The sequence below is a fragment of the Neisseria sp. HMSC075C10 genome (assembly GCF_001815615.1).
In the GTDB taxonomy this organism is placed as follows: domain Bacteria; phylum Pseudomonadota; class Gammaproteobacteria; order Burkholderiales; family Neisseriaceae; genus Neisseria; species Neisseria subflava_A.
Genome location: NZ_KV821252.1, coordinates 36,529 through 52,205 on the forward strand (window position 1 = coordinate 36,529; position 15,677 = coordinate 52,205).

At 49.3% G+C, this 15,677-nt stretch carries 20 protein-coding genes; 6 read left to right on the top strand and 14 right to left on the bottom strand.

Annotated elements, in window-relative coordinates; all coding sequences use genetic code 11:
- Positions 1-83 precede the first annotated feature (83 nt).
- The 5 genes from HMPREF3047_RS11260 to HMPREF3047_RS03515 form a co-directional block, all read right to left on the bottom strand.
- Entirely contained in the window at positions 84-389 is a 306-nt protein-coding gene (locus HMPREF3047_RS11260) for a hypothetical protein (RefSeq protein ID WP_141756545.1), read from the bottom strand.
- Positions 390-392: 3 nt separating this feature from the next.
- Complete coding sequence (locus HMPREF3047_RS03500) at positions 393-947, bottom strand: SLATT domain-containing protein (RefSeq protein ID WP_141756546.1); 555 nt, start codon at positions 945-947, stop codon at positions 393-395.
- A 619-nt stretch (positions 948-1,566) separates the two neighbouring features.
- The gene (locus HMPREF3047_RS03505) at positions 1,567-2,340 is read right to left on the bottom strand and encodes a ParA family protein (protein WP_070712207.1); all 774 of its coding nucleotides are present in this window, start codon (positions 2,338-2,340) and stop codon (positions 1,567-1,569) included.
- 67 nt (positions 2,341-2,407) lie between these two features.
- Positions 2,408-3,037: a 16S rRNA (guanine(527)-N(7))-methyltransferase RsmG gene (gene rsmG, locus HMPREF3047_RS03510; protein ID WP_070712208.1), complete on the bottom strand. Its 630-nt coding sequence runs from the start codon at positions 3,035-3,037 to the stop codon at positions 2,408-2,410.
- An 82-nt stretch (positions 3,038-3,119) separates the two neighbouring features.
- Positions 3,120-3,614 carry a hypothetical protein gene (locus HMPREF3047_RS03515; RefSeq protein ID WP_070712209.1) on the bottom strand — a complete coding sequence of 165 codons (495 nt, stop codon included), beginning with the start codon at positions 3,612-3,614 and terminating at the stop codon, positions 3,120-3,122.
- A 434-nt stretch (positions 3,615-4,048) separates the two neighbouring features.
- On the opposite strand from HMPREF3047_RS03515, the gene HMPREF3047_RS03520 reads away from it, so the two are divergent.
- From HMPREF3047_RS03520 to HMPREF3047_RS03530, 3 genes are all read left to right on the top strand, one after another.
- On the top strand, positions 4,049-5,521 hold the full coding sequence (locus tag HMPREF3047_RS03520) for a malate:quinone oxidoreductase (protein WP_070712210.1): 1,473 nt from the start codon (positions 4,049-4,051) through the stop codon (positions 5,519-5,521).
- A 143-nt stretch (positions 5,522-5,664) separates the two neighbouring features.
- Positions 5,665-6,447: an indole-3-glycerol phosphate synthase TrpC gene (gene trpC / locus HMPREF3047_RS03525; protein WP_070712211.1), complete on the top strand. Its 783-nt coding sequence runs from the start codon at positions 5,665-5,667 to the stop codon at positions 6,445-6,447.
- 64 nt (positions 6,448-6,511) lie between these two features.
- A complete protein-coding gene (locus HMPREF3047_RS03530; protein ID WP_070712212.1) occupies positions 6,512-6,883 on the top strand; it encodes a DUF488 domain-containing protein in 372 nt (123 codons plus the stop codon).
- Between the two features lie 72 nt (positions 6,884-6,955).
- Here HMPREF3047_RS03530 and HMPREF3047_RS03535 read toward each other — a convergent pair whose 3' ends face one another.
- From HMPREF3047_RS03535 to HMPREF3047_RS03560, 6 genes are all read right to left on the bottom strand, one after another.
- Positions 6,956-7,588 carry a DUF421 domain-containing protein gene (locus tag HMPREF3047_RS03535; protein WP_070712213.1) on the bottom strand — a complete coding sequence of 211 codons (633 nt, stop codon included), beginning with the start codon at positions 7,586-7,588 and terminating at the stop codon, positions 6,956-6,958.
- 12 nt (positions 7,589-7,600) lie between these two features.
- On the bottom strand, positions 7,601-8,050 hold the full coding sequence (locus HMPREF3047_RS03540; RefSeq protein WP_070712214.1) for a DUF3290 domain-containing protein: 450 nt from the start codon (positions 8,048-8,050) through the stop codon (positions 7,601-7,603).
- Positions 8,051-8,228: 178 nt separating this feature from the next.
- The gene (locus tag HMPREF3047_RS03545; RefSeq protein WP_003749374.1) at positions 8,229-8,825 is read right to left on the bottom strand and encodes a DUF4240 domain-containing protein; all 597 of its coding nucleotides are present in this window, start codon (positions 8,823-8,825) and stop codon (positions 8,229-8,231) included.
- A 45-nt stretch (positions 8,826-8,870) separates the two neighbouring features.
- A complete protein-coding gene (locus HMPREF3047_RS03550) occupies positions 8,871-9,086 on the bottom strand; it encodes a DUF4177 domain-containing protein (RefSeq protein WP_003749376.1) in 216 nt (71 codons plus the stop codon).
- 1 nt (position 9,087) lies between these two features.
- Positions 9,088-10,431, bottom strand: a complete 1,344-nt coding sequence (gene argG, locus HMPREF3047_RS03555) for an argininosuccinate synthase (RefSeq protein ID WP_004520241.1) — start codon at positions 10,429-10,431, stop codon at positions 9,088-9,090.
- A 126-nt stretch (positions 10,432-10,557) separates the two neighbouring features.
- The gene (locus tag HMPREF3047_RS03560) at positions 10,558-10,944 is read right to left on the bottom strand and encodes a hypothetical protein (protein ID WP_070461245.1); all 387 of its coding nucleotides are present in this window, start codon (positions 10,942-10,944) and stop codon (positions 10,558-10,560) included.
- 89 nt (positions 10,945-11,033) lie between these two features.
- Here HMPREF3047_RS03560 and HMPREF3047_RS03565 point away from each other — a divergent pair, with 89 nt between their 5' ends.
- Genes HMPREF3047_RS03565 through HMPREF3047_RS03575 form a run of 3 tightly spaced genes read left to right on the top strand, consistent with a single transcriptional unit; the run spans position 11,034 to position 13,435 of the window.
- Positions 11,034-11,846 (top strand): competence/damage-inducible protein A, encoded by an 813-nt coding sequence (locus tag HMPREF3047_RS03565; RefSeq protein WP_070712215.1) that lies wholly within the window; start codon positions 11,034-11,036, stop codon positions 11,844-11,846.
- Positions 11,846-12,472: a phosphatase PAP2 family protein gene (locus HMPREF3047_RS03570; RefSeq protein ID WP_070712216.1), complete on the top strand. Its 627-nt coding sequence runs from the start codon at positions 11,846-11,848 to the stop codon at positions 12,470-12,472. The genes HMPREF3047_RS03565 and HMPREF3047_RS03570 overlap by 1 nt, the downstream gene beginning before the upstream one ends.
- A 12-nt stretch (positions 12,473-12,484) precedes the next feature.
- Positions 12,485-13,435 (top strand): YheT family hydrolase, encoded by a 951-nt coding sequence (locus tag HMPREF3047_RS03575; protein ID WP_070712217.1) that lies wholly within the window; start codon positions 12,485-12,487, stop codon positions 13,433-13,435.
- Between the two features lie 93 nt (positions 13,436-13,528).
- Here the strand turns inward: HMPREF3047_RS03575 and HMPREF3047_RS03580 are convergent, their stop codons facing one another.
- The 3 genes from HMPREF3047_RS03580 to HMPREF3047_RS03590 form a co-directional block, all read right to left on the bottom strand.
- On the bottom strand, positions 13,529-13,822 hold the full coding sequence (locus tag HMPREF3047_RS03580) for a helix-turn-helix domain-containing protein (protein WP_003684039.1): 294 nt from the start codon (positions 13,820-13,822) through the stop codon (positions 13,529-13,531).
- Between the two features lie 404 nt (positions 13,823-14,226).
- Positions 14,227-15,006 (bottom strand): type I methionyl aminopeptidase, encoded by a 780-nt coding sequence (gene map, locus HMPREF3047_RS03585; protein WP_070712218.1) that lies wholly within the window; start codon positions 15,004-15,006, stop codon positions 14,227-14,229.
- 63 nt (positions 15,007-15,069) lie between these two features.
- Complete coding sequence (locus HMPREF3047_RS03590) at positions 15,070-15,675, bottom strand: prolipoprotein diacylglyceryl transferase (protein ID WP_070712219.1); 606 nt, start codon at positions 15,673-15,675, stop codon at positions 15,070-15,072.
- Positions 15,676-15,677: the final 2 nt, after the last annotated feature.

Consider the following 15,677-nt stretch of genomic DNA (forward strand, 5'->3'; position numbering starts at 1 on the left):
AGTCATGATAAGTGTTATTATTTATAGAATTTATTAATCGTTTAATAATTTGTTGAGGAAGGGGTTGTTGTATATCAAAAGATTCATATAGAAATAGTAAATAAACTTTTAAGAACCATTCTATCTCGTAATGATGGGATGGAAATAATACGAGGTTTTTTATTTGCTCCTTTTAGTATTAACTTTTCCTTATAAATAGAAAATTTATAGGTAGAGTTATTTACTTTTTTAATAATATTCTGGATATGTATGTCTATTTCTTTTTTAAAAGTTTCTGCATTTATTCGGTCTCTTCCCGTTGTCGTTGATGTTGAAAATTCTTTATTGAATAGCTCGTTAAGTTGTTTTTTTGTAAAAATCTTTTTAAAATTATTTGATGGGTAAGTCATAATTTATTTATATAACGACAATATCGATAAGTAAATTAATAATAGGGGGATTGTAAGTACGGCTGTAATAAAAATAAATTTTGAAAATATATATATATAATAATATAGAAATTCTTTATTACTTACTTCTCTAGAAGTCTTCTGATTCATTCTATTTGTAATATCATCAATAATGTTATGATTTTCATTTCTTTCTAGGATATTAAGATATTGGTCTATATATTTATCTATATCCCCACTAGCGTCTCTTTTTAGATTTTCATATAACCTTTGTAAGTCAAGGTAGTTTTCTTTCATTGCTAATGCTCGATCATCAAATTTGTAGCTAACGATAAGTAATGAAAATACGAAAGAAATTACTGATAATACGATCAATAAGGTATCTGTATGCTTGCCAAGTAATTTAGGTAGAGATATTGAAATGATAGAGCATACTACGGTTGCTAGAGAATAAAGACATAATAATAAACTTGCCCAAAATGAGTAATTTTTTAGGCGTCTATACGCTTCTATTCTTGCTGTATATGTAAACCAAATTTTATTTTTTAAAGTTTCCATTTAATTCTCATGAAATATTTTAAAATGCCAAAGAAGTACGGTATTAAAAATAAAATTTATTTATCTACTTATTTAAGGTATAGATAAGTCATACCATACAAAATGATAATGAGAGTATAGGTATCAAAAGATGGTAACTATACTCCCCCTGTTTACTAGCTCCTTATGAAATCATAAAGAGACGTACTTCCTTGGCAGCTTGGGATTCTATATCATAAGGTATTAATTAGCCAGCGTAGCAAGCTGTAGCCTCCATCCAAACGTGTGCACACGGTCTTTTAAAATAAAAAAATATTCTTTCCAACCAAACCAAAGCAAGCTGTAGCCTACATCAAACCGCGTGCGTGCCTTCGGGCACACACCCTACCTATGAATCACAAAGAATTTGAAATTTATGTGTAGCCAGCGTAGCCTGTCTAGCAAGCCGTAGCCTGTATCCAACCGCGTGCGTGCCTTTGGGCACACACCCTACCTATGAATCATAAAGAGTTTGAAATTTATGTGTAGGGTGTGTGCGGTACGCACGCACGCGGTCTTTAAGAAATATTCTTTCCAATCAAACCAAAGGCCGTCTGAAAGTATTCTTTAACTTTCAGACGGCCTTTTTATATTCATATCCCTATTTATTTTCTAAACGCGCAATCAGTTCATCGGCCAAGTCGAGATAAGCTTGGGTGCCTTTGGCGTGGGCATCGTAGGCGAGGGCGGGGAGGCCGTGGCTGGGGGCTTCGGCGAGGCGGATGTTGCGGGGGATGACGGTATCGAAGAGCAGGTTGCCGAAGTGTTGTTTGAGCTGTTCGCTGACTTCGACGACGAGGCGGCTGCGGCTGTCATACATGGTGCGGACGATGCCGGTTACGTCGAGGTCGGGGTTGATGGCTTGGCGGATTTTGCGGACGGTGGCCACTAAGTCGGAAATGCCTTCGAGGGCGTAGTATTCGCAAAGCATGGGGACAATGACGCCGTTGGCGGCGACCAGGCCGTTGAGGGTGAGCAGGGTCAGGGACGGGGGGCAGTCGATGAGGACGTAGTCGTAGTCGTCGGCAACGAGCTGCAGGGCGTTTTTGAGGCGGATTTCGCGTGCGATTTCTTGGACGAGTTCGACTTCTGCGCCGGCCAGCGTGCGGTTGGCGCCCAATACGTCGTAGCCGCCTTCTTTGCTGCGGACGACGGCGTTGGGGATGTCGGTTTCGCCGAGGACGACTTGGTAAACGCCGTTTTCGATGGTGGCTTTGTTGATGCCGCTGCCTGTGGTGGCGTTGCCTTGGGGGTCGAGGTCGACGACGAGGACGCGGCGGCCTTTGGAGGCTAGGGAGGCGGCTAGGTTGACGGTGGTGGTGGTTTTGCCGACTCCGCCTTTTTGGTTGGCGACGGCGAGGATTTGTGCGCTCATGTGCTTTGCTGTCGTGTTAAGTGTGGATGGCTGGATTGTACCGTTATTCGGTATGCTTGGGTTGTTTTCAGACGGCCTTTTTGCGGATGATGACGATATGGCGTTCGGCATTGAGTTGGGGGACGTGCAATGCTTCGACTTTTTCGACGGTGACGCTTTCGGTCAGTTTGTCGATTTCTTCTTGCGGATATACGCCTTTCATGGCCGCCCAGTAGCCGCCGTCTTTGAGGAGGTGCTCGGTCCAGTTGACGAAGTCGGCGAGTTCGGCAAAGGCGCGGCTGGTGATGACGTCGGCGCGGCAGTCGGCGGCGGCTTCTACGCGGCCGCTGATGACGCGGACGTTTTTAAGGCCGAGTTCGATGACGGCTTGTTGCAGAAAGGCGGTTTTTTTGGTGTTGGCATCGAGGAGGGTGATGTCGAGGTCGGGGCGGCAGATGGCGGTGGGTATGCCGGGCTGTCCGCCGCCGGAACCGACGTCGAGCATGTTTTGCGCGTGTTCGATATAGGGCAGGAGGGTCAGGCTGTCGAGCAGATGATGGCTGACGGTTTGGGCGGGATCGCGCAGGGCGGTCAGGTTGTAGGTTTTGTTCCACTTTTGCAGCAGGGCGGCATAGTCTAGCAGTTTGGCCTGTTTGGCTTCGTCGATGTCCAAACCCAGTGCCTGTATGCCGTCGCGGAGCTGTTGCGCCTGATTCATTTGTTATTCCTTATTGGTTAAAACGCGTTGGATGTAATGGTAATGGAAAGCATGCCGTCTGAAAATGTTTGTGCCTGTTGAATCAACGTTTCATTTTGTGAAAGACGATGGGCTGCTCTGGCGCGCGCGTGAGCTGTTTGGGCAGGGTCAGCATGGCGATGATCCATACGGAGAGGGTGTAGTAAAACACGCCTTGTCCGCGCATACCTGCCAATGCGGCATTGCCTAAGATGGCTTCAAAAATCAAACCTGCCGCCGCCGAGGCACACGCTGCGACACCGGCAAGGAAAATGGCGTAACGTGAATGCCGGCGCATCATTTTTTTATACGCCAGCTTGGTCAGTCCGCCGGCAATCGGCAGGTTGAGGAAGGCAAACATGCCGCAGACAAACCATGCGACGGAATCCTGCCAACCGCTTTGCCATGCCCACGCGCCATCTTTGACCGTTATCAGCAGCCCTTGGCCGTCTGAAAAGGCGATTTGCACGATATTGTGCAATATCATCGCCAGCGGCAGGGTGAGGAACATCAGTGCGACCAATAGGGGGCGGTAGGGCTTTTCTTGTGTCAGATACATGGCGGTTTGCCTTGTTGTGGGATAAGTCGAAATGATAGCAGATTGGCGGTTGATTCACGTTTGTTAGCGCTGAAATTGCTGACAAAAACGGTCAATTAAAAAAGAAATGAAAAATTCTTTTTTCTTGGAAAACATTGGCGGATAAAGGTTAAAAAAACGTTTTCAGATGGCCTAATCTCTTATTTTTATATGAACCGAACAGAAAATCTTTGCATTTCTCCGTAAAATCTACTAAATTCTCAATAACATATTATAAAGACCTGAAATCTGGAACCCAAACCGAAACTGCCTTCCGCCATTTACGCTCGGAAACTCAGCAGGCAACAAAAGTTTCACACACAACAAAAATACAAAATAATTCCTATGAAATCAGTTGTTTATAATGATAGATAACCACAAGGCAAACCATGCCTGACTTTAGTAGGAGTAAAACCATGGCTGAAGCAACCGATGTCGTATTAGTAGGCGGCGGCATTATGAGCGCCACTTTGGGCGTATTGCTCAAAGAACTCGAACCATCTTGGGAAATCACCCTGATCGAACGCTTGGAAGATGTAGCGTTGGAATCATCAAATGCATGGAACAATGCCGGTACGGGACACTCTGCGCTGTGTGAATTGAACTATGCGCCCCTGACTGCCGATGGCACGATCGATCCGACCCGTGCCCTCAATATTGCCGAACAATTCCATATCAGCCGCCAATTTTGGGCGACTTTGGTCGAAGAAGGCAAACTGACCGACCGCACTTTCATCAATTCCGTTCCCCATATGTCGCTGGTGATGAACGCCGACCATTGCAGTTATCTGCAAAAACGTTTCGACGTGTTCAAAAACCAAAAACTCTTTGAAAAAATGGAGTTTTCTACCGACCGTGCCAAAATTGCCGAATGGGCGCCACTGGTTGTCAACGGCCGTGATGAAAACCAATCCATCGCCGCCAACTACTCCGCCGAAGGCACAGACGTCGATTTCGGCAGCCTGACCCGCCAGATGGTCAAATACTTGAGCGACAAAGGCGTAAAAATCAAATTCAACCGTCATGTCGACGACCTCAACCGCGAATCGGACGGCGCATGGGTGCTGAAAACCAGCAGCACCAAAGACGATGACGACCCATTGACACTCCGCACCCGTTTCGTCTTCCTCGGCGCAGGCGGCGGCGCACTGACCCTGCTGCAAAAATCCGGTATCCCCGAAGGCAAAGGCTACGGCGGCTTTCCGGTTTCCGGCCTCTTCTTCCGCAACAGCAATCCCGAAACGGCCGCGCAACACAACGCCAAAGTGTACGGCCAAGCCTCCGTCGGCGCGCCCCCTATGTCCGTTCCGCATTTGGATACCCGCAATGTGGACGGCCAACGCCATTTGATGTTCGGCCCGTATGCAGGCTTCCGCCCCAACTTCCTCAAACAAGGCTCGCTCATGGATCTGCCGATGTCCATCCAAATGGACAACCTCTATCCTATGCTCCGCGCCGGTTGGGCTAATATGCCGCTGACCAAATACCTGCTGGGCGAATTGCGCAAAACCAAAGAAGAACGCTTCTCCTCCCTGCTCGAATACTATCCTGAAGCAAACCCTGACGACTGGGAACTGATTACTGCCGGTCAACGCGTACAAATCATCAAAAAAGACCCGAAAAAAGGCGGCGTTCTCCAATTCGGTACCGAAATCGTCGCCCATGCCGACGGCTCGCTGGCCGCATTGCTGGGCGCGTCTCCAGGCGCATCAACCGCCGTGCCTTTGATGATTAAGCTGATCAACCAATGCTTCCCAGGCCATATCGAGGCATGGTCAGGCCGTCTGAAAGAATTGGTGCCCGGCTACGGTATCAAGCTGAACGACAATCCGACTTTGGCGGACGAAATCATCAGCCACAACGCGTCCGTTTTGGGCATTCATCACTAAATTGAAGCAGACACAAAGGCGGGCATTCTTGCCCGCCTTTTTTCAAACCATTAAAATAGCGGCATTCAGGCCGTCTGAAATCTAATCTTCGTCAGCATGTTGCACGATTCAAATCCGAAAATCAGCCCCAATAGAAAAACGCCATGACCGATATTCTCAACAAAATCCTTGCCACCAAAGCAGAAGAAGTGGCCGCCCAAAAAGCCGCCGTTTCCTTGGAAGACATCAAAACCCAAGCGCAGGCTGCTGCGCCGGTTCGCAGCTTTATCGGCTCGATCCGTGAAAAACACGCGCAGAATCTGCCTGCCATTATTGCCGAAGTCAAAAAAGCCAGCCCGAGCAAAGGCCTGATCCGTCCTGATTTTCATCCTGCCGAAATTGCTGTTGCCTATGAAAAAGCGGGTGCGGCCTGCTTGTCCGTATTGACGGACGAACCTTATTTCCAAGGCTCGCCCGAGTATTTGAAACAGGCGCGTGCGGCCGTGGCGCTGCCGGTCTTGCGTAAAGACTTTATCATCGACGAATACCAAATTTATCAGGCGCGCGCGTGGGGTGCGGATGCGATTCTTCTGATTGCCGCCGCATTGGAAGCCGAGCAGCTTGAGCGTTTTGAAGCCGTTGCCCACGAATTGGGCATGACTGTCTTGTTGGAGTTGCACGATGCGTCCGAGCTGGAAAAATGCCGCAACATGACCACGCCGTTGTGGGGCGTCAACAACCGCAACCTGCGTACGTTTGAAGTGACCCTGCAACAAACCCTCGACCTCTTGCCTGAATTGAACGGCAAAACCGTTGTAACCGAAAGCGGCATCCGCAACAAAGAAGACGTCGATTTCATGCGCGGCCACGGCGTGCATACTTTCCTGATCGGCGAAACCTTTATGCGTGCCGACGACATCGAAGCCGAAGTCAAAAAACTGTTTTAAACCCTAAAAAACATCAGGCCGTCTGAATTTTCAGACGGCCTGAATCCATTGGAGACGAGAAAAAATGTTTACCGTACAGCGCATTTACGCCTATCAACCCGATTCTAAACAAACCGCCGTCTTTATCGACCGCCTCTATCCGCGCGGCGTCCGCAAAGAGGTTTTTGCCACTGCGCTCTGGCTGAAAGACATTACGCCCAGTGCAAACCTGCGCCGCTGGTATCACGAAAATCCGGCTCAAAATTTCGACGGTTTTGTCAGCCGTTATCATGAAGAGCTGCATGGCGATACGGAGCAAGCCGCCATCAAGCGGCTGCTGGATTTGGAAAAACAACACGGCAATATCTTGTTGCTGACCGCCATCAAAGACCCTCGACATTCCCACGTCTCCGCACTGGCTCAATTTTTGGGTGCAAGGTTTGAATATCGCGATTAAAAAATCAGTATTTGGGCTGAATACAAAAAGGCCGTCTGAAATCAAGGTTTCAGACGGCCTGCTATTTTCAAATCAAGAAGGATAAGGGTGTGCCACCAATTTTCCGTCTATGTATTCGCCGATATAGACTTGCGAGGCTTCAAGGTGGAGGCGGTCGAGTTCCTGTTGCAACCATTCTTCATCACGCTTAATGATTTCGAGGATGTCGGGGTCGACTTGGCCGTCTGTAATCAGTGGATAGCGCAGGCTTTCATCGCCGTACTGAATGACGGTGAGCTGGCCGTTTTGCTCCATGACGGCGCGTTTGATGGAAGAGATTTCGTAGATGCCGGCGGCGCGGAGTTTGAACATGAGGTCGTGTGCGCTGATGCCGTTTTTCATGCATTCATCGGTTTGGATTTTGCCGTTGACGATAACCCAGACGGATTTGCCGTCAATGATGGATTTGACCCAGCGGTTGTGGTTTTTGATGAATTTCAGACTCAAGACCAACAGCGTCCACAAAATCAGCACGAGGAAAAATTGCAACAGGCCGACGCTGTCGCTGTAAATCACGCCACCGATGATGCCGCCGAGTACATAGTTTTGCACTTGGTCCATGGCGGAGGTCGGCGCGAGGTTGCCTTTACCTAAGAGGTTGATTTGCAAAATCAAACCTAAAATACCCATCAGTAGTTTGAGGGCGAGCAGGGAGTATGCTTCCATGTGTGTATCCTGTTATTCTTTATCGATGAGTTCGATATTGTTGTTGACCAAATTGATGGGCGTCAGCGTGTAGGCGGAGAAGTCTTGATTGAAATGGACTTCGTAGTATTGGTTTTTGATGCCGATAATCATACCGTTGGACAGGCGCGTGCTGTTGACGATAATGTCTTGTTTTTCGACTTTTTGGTTTTCAATCAAGGCATTGAGAAAGCCAACCATGTGCGAAGTATCGGCGGCAAAGTTTTGACGCTCGCTGTACGAAAGATATTGCGTGCCGCAGATGAGGATGAGCAGCAGCAGCGCAATTATGCTCAGGTCGCGGTATTTGGTGTCCATGCGGTGGCGCAGGTATTGCGATACGGCGAGCAGGAGGATGACGAGGGCGGCGAAAATCAGGATGTATTTCAAGTAGTCGTTGAAATACATATGATTTTCAAGATAAAAGTGAGAAAAGAATTTCATGGTATTTGATAAATTTGGGAAGGGTAATAAGGCCGTCTGAAACTTAAATTTCAGACGGCCTCGTCTATTAAACAAGGATGTTGCGTTAAGTTTTCAAAATAGGGTGTTTTTAAAGCGGTATCAGTTGATAAATTCGTCGTCCTTCATTTTCTTTTCGGATATGTATTTAATTGTACATTCATACACATATATATTTTTGATAGGTATTGGGTAGTATCACGGCAAGATCTTCCAGTGTCCAATTTCTATTGGACTGAAAGGTGGGAGAGTTTAATTCTTGCTGTTCGATTTTTTGCCACTCTGTGTTGGCTTTTGGGGCGAATTCTTTGGTAGTTTTTTCGAATGCGCGAATACCGATACGGTTTCTCTTGCTGTATATTCTGCCTGCCAAGTAACGTTGTTCAGGAAACTCATGCTCATGCCCCTTCAAGTTACCACTGCAATAGTTTTGAGTAGCTTCAGTATCAGCCAGCCGATCGGCATCGTGTAAAACAGCAAGATAGTGGCTTTTACCTTGCAAAATCAGCCAAGCTGCGAAGCCATAAGTATTGTATTTATGCTTACCACCGTACACCAAAGATAGCGCAGACCAAATTAATCTATTGGGACTGGCAATAATTGTGCATTCGTACATCTTAAAGAAATAATCAAAATATAATAAATCCTCATCTGGTAAAGATTCCAATAACCGATTCAAGTTTTGGTTGAATTCTCCAATATTGCGAGATTCAGGACGTGCTTGATCAATGATGTTCCAAAAATCGTTGATTGTCATGGCTCCAATCTTCCGAACAATCCGAGACAGGCATAGACGCCGAGTTTAAACACGTTCTTTTTCCAAAATGACGACGTAGGCTTCACGCACGAAAAACAGCAGCATGCGGCGCTGATCTTTTTCCATGGTAACGACCTTCCAGCCTTGCGAAGCGTGGCTGTTGAGGAAATCGCTGAATTTGACCGGATTGATTTTGGCGCTGCCAAAAACCAAACTGGAAAGCAGGTTCTCTTGATAAATGACGGCTTTATATTCTTTCATTTTACTCCTTATTATTCAACTGAGGTAATACGGAGCCTTCGCCCAATGCCAACAAACCGCTTTGCGAGTAAATACCCAGTTTGGCGCGGGTGTCGGTGATGTCGAGGTTGCGCATGGTCAGTTGGCCGATACGGTCGAGCGGTGTGAACGCTGCGTCTTCGACTTTTTCCATGCTCAGGCGTTCCGGTTGGTAGGTCAGGTTAGGCGATTCGGTGTTCAGAATCGAATAGTCGTTGCCGCGGCGCAGTTCGAGGGTAACTTCGCCGGTGATGGCTTTGGCAACCCAGCGTTGGGCGGTTTCGCGCAACATGAGGGCTTGGCTGTCAAACCAACGGCCTTGGTAGAGCAGGCGGCCGAGGCGCAGGCCGTTGATGCGGTATTGTTCGATGGTGTCTTCGTTGTGGATGCCGGTAACCAAACGCTCGTAGGCGATGTGGAACAATGCCATGCCCGGGGCTTCGTAGATGCCGCGCGATTTGGCTTCGATGATGCGGTTTTCGATTTGGTCGCTCATGCCCAAGCCGTGACGGCCGCCGATGCGGTTGGCTTCGAGGAAGAGTTCGACAGGATCGGCGTATTCTTTGCCGTTTAATGCAACCGGCACGCCTTCTTCAAAGCGCACGCTGACTTCTTCGGGTTTGACTTCGACGTTTTCGTCCCAGAAGGCAACGCCCATGATGGGCTTAACGATTTTGATGCCGCTGTTGAGGAATTCCAAGTCTTTGGCTTCGTGGGTGGCACCCAGCATGTTGGAGTCGGTAGAGTAGGCTTTTTCAACCGACATTTTGTAGTTGAAGCCGTTGGCAATCAGAAATTCGCTCATTTCGTGACGGCCGCCGAGTTCGTCGATAAATTGTTGGTCGAGCCAAGGTTTGTAGATTTTTAACGCCGGATTGGTCAACAGGCCGTAGCGGTAGAAACGCTCGATGTCGTTGCCTTTGTAGGTGCTGCCGTCGCCCCAAATGTTAACATCGTCTTCTTTCATGGCGGAAACGAGCATGGTGCCGGTAACGGCGCGGCCCAAAGGCGTGGTGTTGAAGTAGGCGATGCCGCCGGTGGAAACGTGGAACGCGCCGCATTGGATGGCGGCGATGCCTTCGTGTGCCAACTGCGCGCGGCAGTCGATTAGGCGGGCATTTTCCGCACCGTATTCCATCGCTTTTTTGGGAATGGCGTTGTAGTCGTCTTCGTCGGGCTGACCGAGGTTGGCAGTGTAGGCATAAGGCAGCGCACCTTTGAGTTTCATCCACAACAGCGCGGCAGAGGTATCAAGACCGCCGGAGAAGGCGATGCCGACTTTTTGACCGACGGGGAGATTTTGTAAAATGGTATGGTTTTGGCTCATTGGGATTCCTCCAGACTTGAAAAGTTGAAACCATTATCTTATAAATGGATAAGATAATCTACTTTGATGCCGTCTGAAAAAGCATTCAGGTTTTCAGACGGCATTTGTCCGCAATTATTGATGGTGCTATCTGACGCTGAATGCAATGAAGCATACTGCCCAAACCGAAGCAGCTGCCAAAGGCCACAACAAGTAGCCTTTTTGCCCGGTCAAACGCCACATTTCATCTGCATTGGTTGCAACAAAAAACAACCACAAAAAACCAAGTAAAATATCCGTAAAGACTGCCAGTGAAAAAATCATACGGTTTGCAGGCAAGAGGCTGAATGCGTTCAGAACAACCCATTGTATAAAAAATGTGGAAAGCGTAGCATATTTGGCGCGAAAATTGACTGCCCGTTTGTCTTGATGAATTTTACGGCGAATAATCAAATACTGAACAATCAGCACAAACGTACACACAAAAAGGCTGATAATGAACATGAAAAACGCAAAAATGCCGATTACAAACATGAGCCTCTCCTATTCGTTGCACCTAATAAGCAATATTGGAACAGTAATCATGGGGAATCATGAATAGCCTTTAGGCAGAAGGAAAGATTATGAAAGACCGACAGCATTTGTTCAACCTCATCATCATCGGCGATGAAATCCTGCACGGCAGCCGTCAAGACAAGCATTTCGCCTTTTTTAAATCTTTATTGGAATCGCACGGGCTGAAGCTCAATCAGGTGCAATATCTGCCTGACGAACCCGATTTGCTGGTCAAACAACTGCGCCGCAGTTTTTCAGACGGCCTGCCGACTTTCGTGACCGGCGGTATTGGTTCTACGCCTGACGACCACACGCGCCAAGCCGCAGCGGCTGCTTTGGATTTGCCTGTCGTCCGCCATCCTGAAGCCGCCAAGTTTATCGAAGGCGTGACCCAGAAACGCAGCGAGCCGTTGGATTCGCCGGAACACGCCCAACGCCTGAAGATGGCGGATTTTCCCGAAGGCGCGGAATTGGTGCCCAATCCGTTTAACAACATCGCCGGATTTTCCATCCGCGAGCATTATTTCTTCCCCGGTTTCCCCGTGATGGTGCACCCGATGGCCGAATGGGTATTGGAAACTTATTATGCCGACCGCTTCAACCAAACCGAACGCGGCAGCCGCAGCGTGTATGTGTTCGACCAACCCGAATCGCGCATTACGCCGATTATGGAACATCTTGAGCGTACCTACGCAGGTATCCGTTCGTACAGCCTGCCCACAGTGGGCCGTACCGATTCAGACGGCCGTTATACTCCGCCGCATATCGAGTTCGGCATCAAAGCGGAAGGCGAGGCCTGCCGCTTGCTGGATGTTGCGTGGGAAGATGCGTTGCAGGGTTTGCAGGCGATTGGCGCGACTTTGAAAGAAACGGTGGAATAATGCACTTATCCCCAGCCCAATCCAGACGCGCACTGACTTTTGCCTCTTTGCTGTTTTTGCCGCCGACCCTCATCATCGGCATTTGGCTGGCACAATATGGCGGCTTCGCTTTTGAACCGCCGCTGATGCACGCTGTCCATGCCCACGCGGGCACATGGTTTGATCCGATTGCCACCGTGTTGCACTATCTGGGCAAAACCGCGATTGCCGTGCCGCTGATCGGCGCAGTCGCCGCAGCCCTGTATTTTGCCGATAAGAAGCGCGAGGCACTGTTTTGCGTGTTGGCGGCATTGGTGCCGACTTTGAATATGCTGATTGTGAAGGTATGGTTTGCCCGCGAACGTCCGCTGCTTTGGCCGCGCCTGATTGAAGAGAGCAATTTTTCCTTCCCCAGCGGCCACAGTACGTTTTCCGCCGCTATTGCCGTCATGTTGATATTGCTTTTCCGCCGCACGCGCTACCGCCGCGCCGCTTGGATAGGCGGTATTTCCTTTGCCCTGCTGACCGGGTTTTCACGCATTTATTTGGGCGTGCATTATCCCACCGACGTTTGGGCAGGCTGGACAAACGGTACGCTGACTGCCTTTCTGGTGTATATGCTCATCTTCAGGCCGTCTGAAAAATAGAAGAAACGAATTATGAATACACGTTCACCCAACACGCCTTATTGGCTCAGAAATGGCCATGCCGACACCCTGTTTGCCAAGCTGCTGCAAGGCAAGGCGCCCGACTACCGCCGCGAGCTTCTGCCCGACAGTACCGGCAAAACCCAAGTTGCCTACGATTTTGTCGACAGCGCCGACCCCGATGCGCCGCTGGTGGTTTTGTTCCACGGACTGGAAGGCAGCAGCGAGAGCCATTACGCGGTCGAATTGATGAAAGCCGTGCAGCAGCGCGGTTGGAACGGCGTGGTTGCCCATTTCCGCAGTTGCGGCAGCATAGCAAACACCGCACCTGTGTTCTACCATCTCGGCGATACGCCCGAAATCGCCTTTATGCTCAACACGCTGGCACAACGCTATTCAACCATCTACGCTGTCGGCGTTTCTTTGGGGGGGAATGCCCTGGCCAAATATTTGGGCGAGCAGGGCAGTAATGCCGTTCCGCGCGCATCTGCCGTCGTTTCCGCGCCGGTTGATGCCGTGGCGGCCGGTACACGTTTTGATCAGGGCATGACGCGCTTGATTTACACGCGCTATTTTTTAAATTCGCTGTTGCCGAAAGCCCAGGCGATTCCCCGGTTTCAGACGGCCTTAAGCCAGCAAAACTGCAAAACGCTTGGCGATTTTGACGACCGCTTTACCGCGCCGTTACACGGTTTTGCCGACCGTCATGATTACTACCGCCGCAATTCCTGCAAACCGTTTCTGAAAGGCGTAGATACGCCGTTGCTGCTGCTCAATGCCGTCAACGACCCCTTCCTGCCGCCAGAAGCCTTGCCGACCGGGCGGGACGTGTCCTCAGCCGTTACGCTGCTGCAACCGGCATACGGCGGTCATGTCGGCTTCGTCAGCCGCGATCAAGGCCGTCTGAATCTGCAATGGCTACCGCAAACCGTGTTGAACTATTTCAAACAGTATCAGCTGTAAATGAAAAAGGGCATGTATGCGACATGCACTCAGGGTGTAGAAAGTAAAAAGGCCGTCTGAAAAGAGTTTCAGACGGCCTTTTGAATAGCTTGATTATTTGCCCTTGTCGGCTTTGGCTTCTTTTTTCAGAGAAGCGTACAACTCAGGGTCGCGGTTTTTCAGTAAGGACGCAACGGCCAAGTCATCACGGTTTACTTTAGCCAAATCTACGCGCTCAATGTGTACCAAACGCAGCAATTCGCGTACAGGTTTAGGCATATTGCGGCCGGACTCGTAACGGGAACCACCGGATTGAGTCACACCAATGCGACTCCAGAAGTCCATTTGGTTCAGGCCGAGTTTTTTACGGATATCGCGGATATTTTCAATTTTTTCGAACGATTTCATGAATCTTCCTTATTGTGGTATTTAGTGTATGCCATTAGGCATAAAAAAGGTCTGCAAGAATGCCGGCATCCTTTTCCCTATTGTTTTTTGGGGTGATATGTGGGCGTATTGCAAATGGCTGATCTAGATAATTAGACAGTATATTCGAAAGAAGTTTTCTGCTGTCTGCCATAATTTGTGTAAATATTTCTTAATTCATTATTTCAGTAAAATTTTGTTATATAAATCATTAAATTATGCGTTTATCTTAGATATGGCATAAGCAAATTTTTACATAATTAAACAATTCAATATGGGTAAAAACTTAATTTCGAGTTTTTATTCGGTTTTCTGGATTGAGAATGCGAATAAATTTTAGGCCGTCTGAATCTATGTTTTCAGACGGCCTGAAGGTTTTTTCAAGGTTAAGGCTTACCGCTGGCAGGGCTGACGGTGAGGATTTCGTAGCCGGTTTCGGTAACCAAAACTTCGTGTTCCCATTGGGCGGAGAGGGAGCGGTCTTTGGTGACCACTGTCCAACCGTCGTTCAGGATGCGCAGATGGCGTTTGCCTTGGTTGATCATCGGCTCGATGGTGAAAATCATGCCCGGTTTGAGGACGAGGCCCTCACCTTTGCGGCCGTAGTGGACCACTTGCGGCGCTTCGTGGAAACCGCGGCCGATGCCGTGTCCGCAGAATTCTTGTACTACGGAGTAGCCGGCATTTTCGGCAACCTGCTGGCAGGCATAGCCGACATCGCCGAGGGTGGCGCCGGGTTTGACCGCTTCGATACCCGCCATCATGGAGGCGTGGGTCACGTCGATCAGGCGTTGGGCAATCGGTGAGACTTTGCCGACGGTAAACATACGGCTGGAGTCGCCGTGGAAGCCGTCTTTTTTAATGGTCAGGTCGATGTTGACGATGTCGCCTTCTTTCAGCGGCTTGTCGTCGGGAATGCCGTGGCAGATGACGTGGTTGACGGAGGTGCAGCAGGATTTCGGGTAGGGCGGGTTGCCGTAGTTGAGTGGGGCCGGATAACCGCCTTGAACGTTGACGTGGTAGTCGTAAACGAGTTTGTCGATTTCGTTGGTGGTTACGCCGGGTTTGACGAATTGGCCGATGTAATCGAGGGCTTCGGCGACCAAGCGGCCGAGTTCGCGCATTTTTTCGATTTCTTCGGGGTTTTTGATGATGACTTTGTCCATGAGGTTTCCTTCTTGTTTCAGACGGCATGGAGGCCGTCTGAACGGGACGGGTGTGCCGTCTGTTTAAAACAGGTTGTCGAGATTGTCTTTGTTGCGCGGTTTGGCTTGTGGTTTGGCCTCAGGTTCGGCTTTCGGAGTCGGTTTGGACTCGGGGGCTTTGGCTTTTTCCGGTTTGTTTTCTGCTGCTTGTGCGGCCGGTTTGCTGTCTGCGGCTTTGTTTTCTACCGGCTGGCTGTCTGCTTTAGGTTTGTTTTGAGCGGCAGAGCTGTTGTTGTCGGATTGTGTGTTTTCTGATTTGTCGGCTTCAGCGCGTTTGTTTTCAGTGCGTTTGCTGCGGTGTACAGTGGAGCGGTCGTTTTTTGCACCTTCTTCGGCGTTGTCGCTTTTTTCGTCTTGTGGGACGACAGGATAGCCAGAGGCGGTTTTTGCGTCGCCGTCTTTGGCAGGCTGAACGGTTTCAGGTTCGACTGCGCCGTTGGGGCGCCAAACTTCAATGCGTGTGTCGGTTTGTTCGGCAGGGCTTTTTTCGGGTACGTCGGTTTTACTGGAGTTTAGGGTGCTGAATACGCCGGCAACAAGGGCTGCGACGGCGATAAAGCTGACAAGGAATAAAGCGTGGATTAAGTGTTTGGGCTTAAGTTGGAAAGGGGTTTTATTATTCTTGGACATGA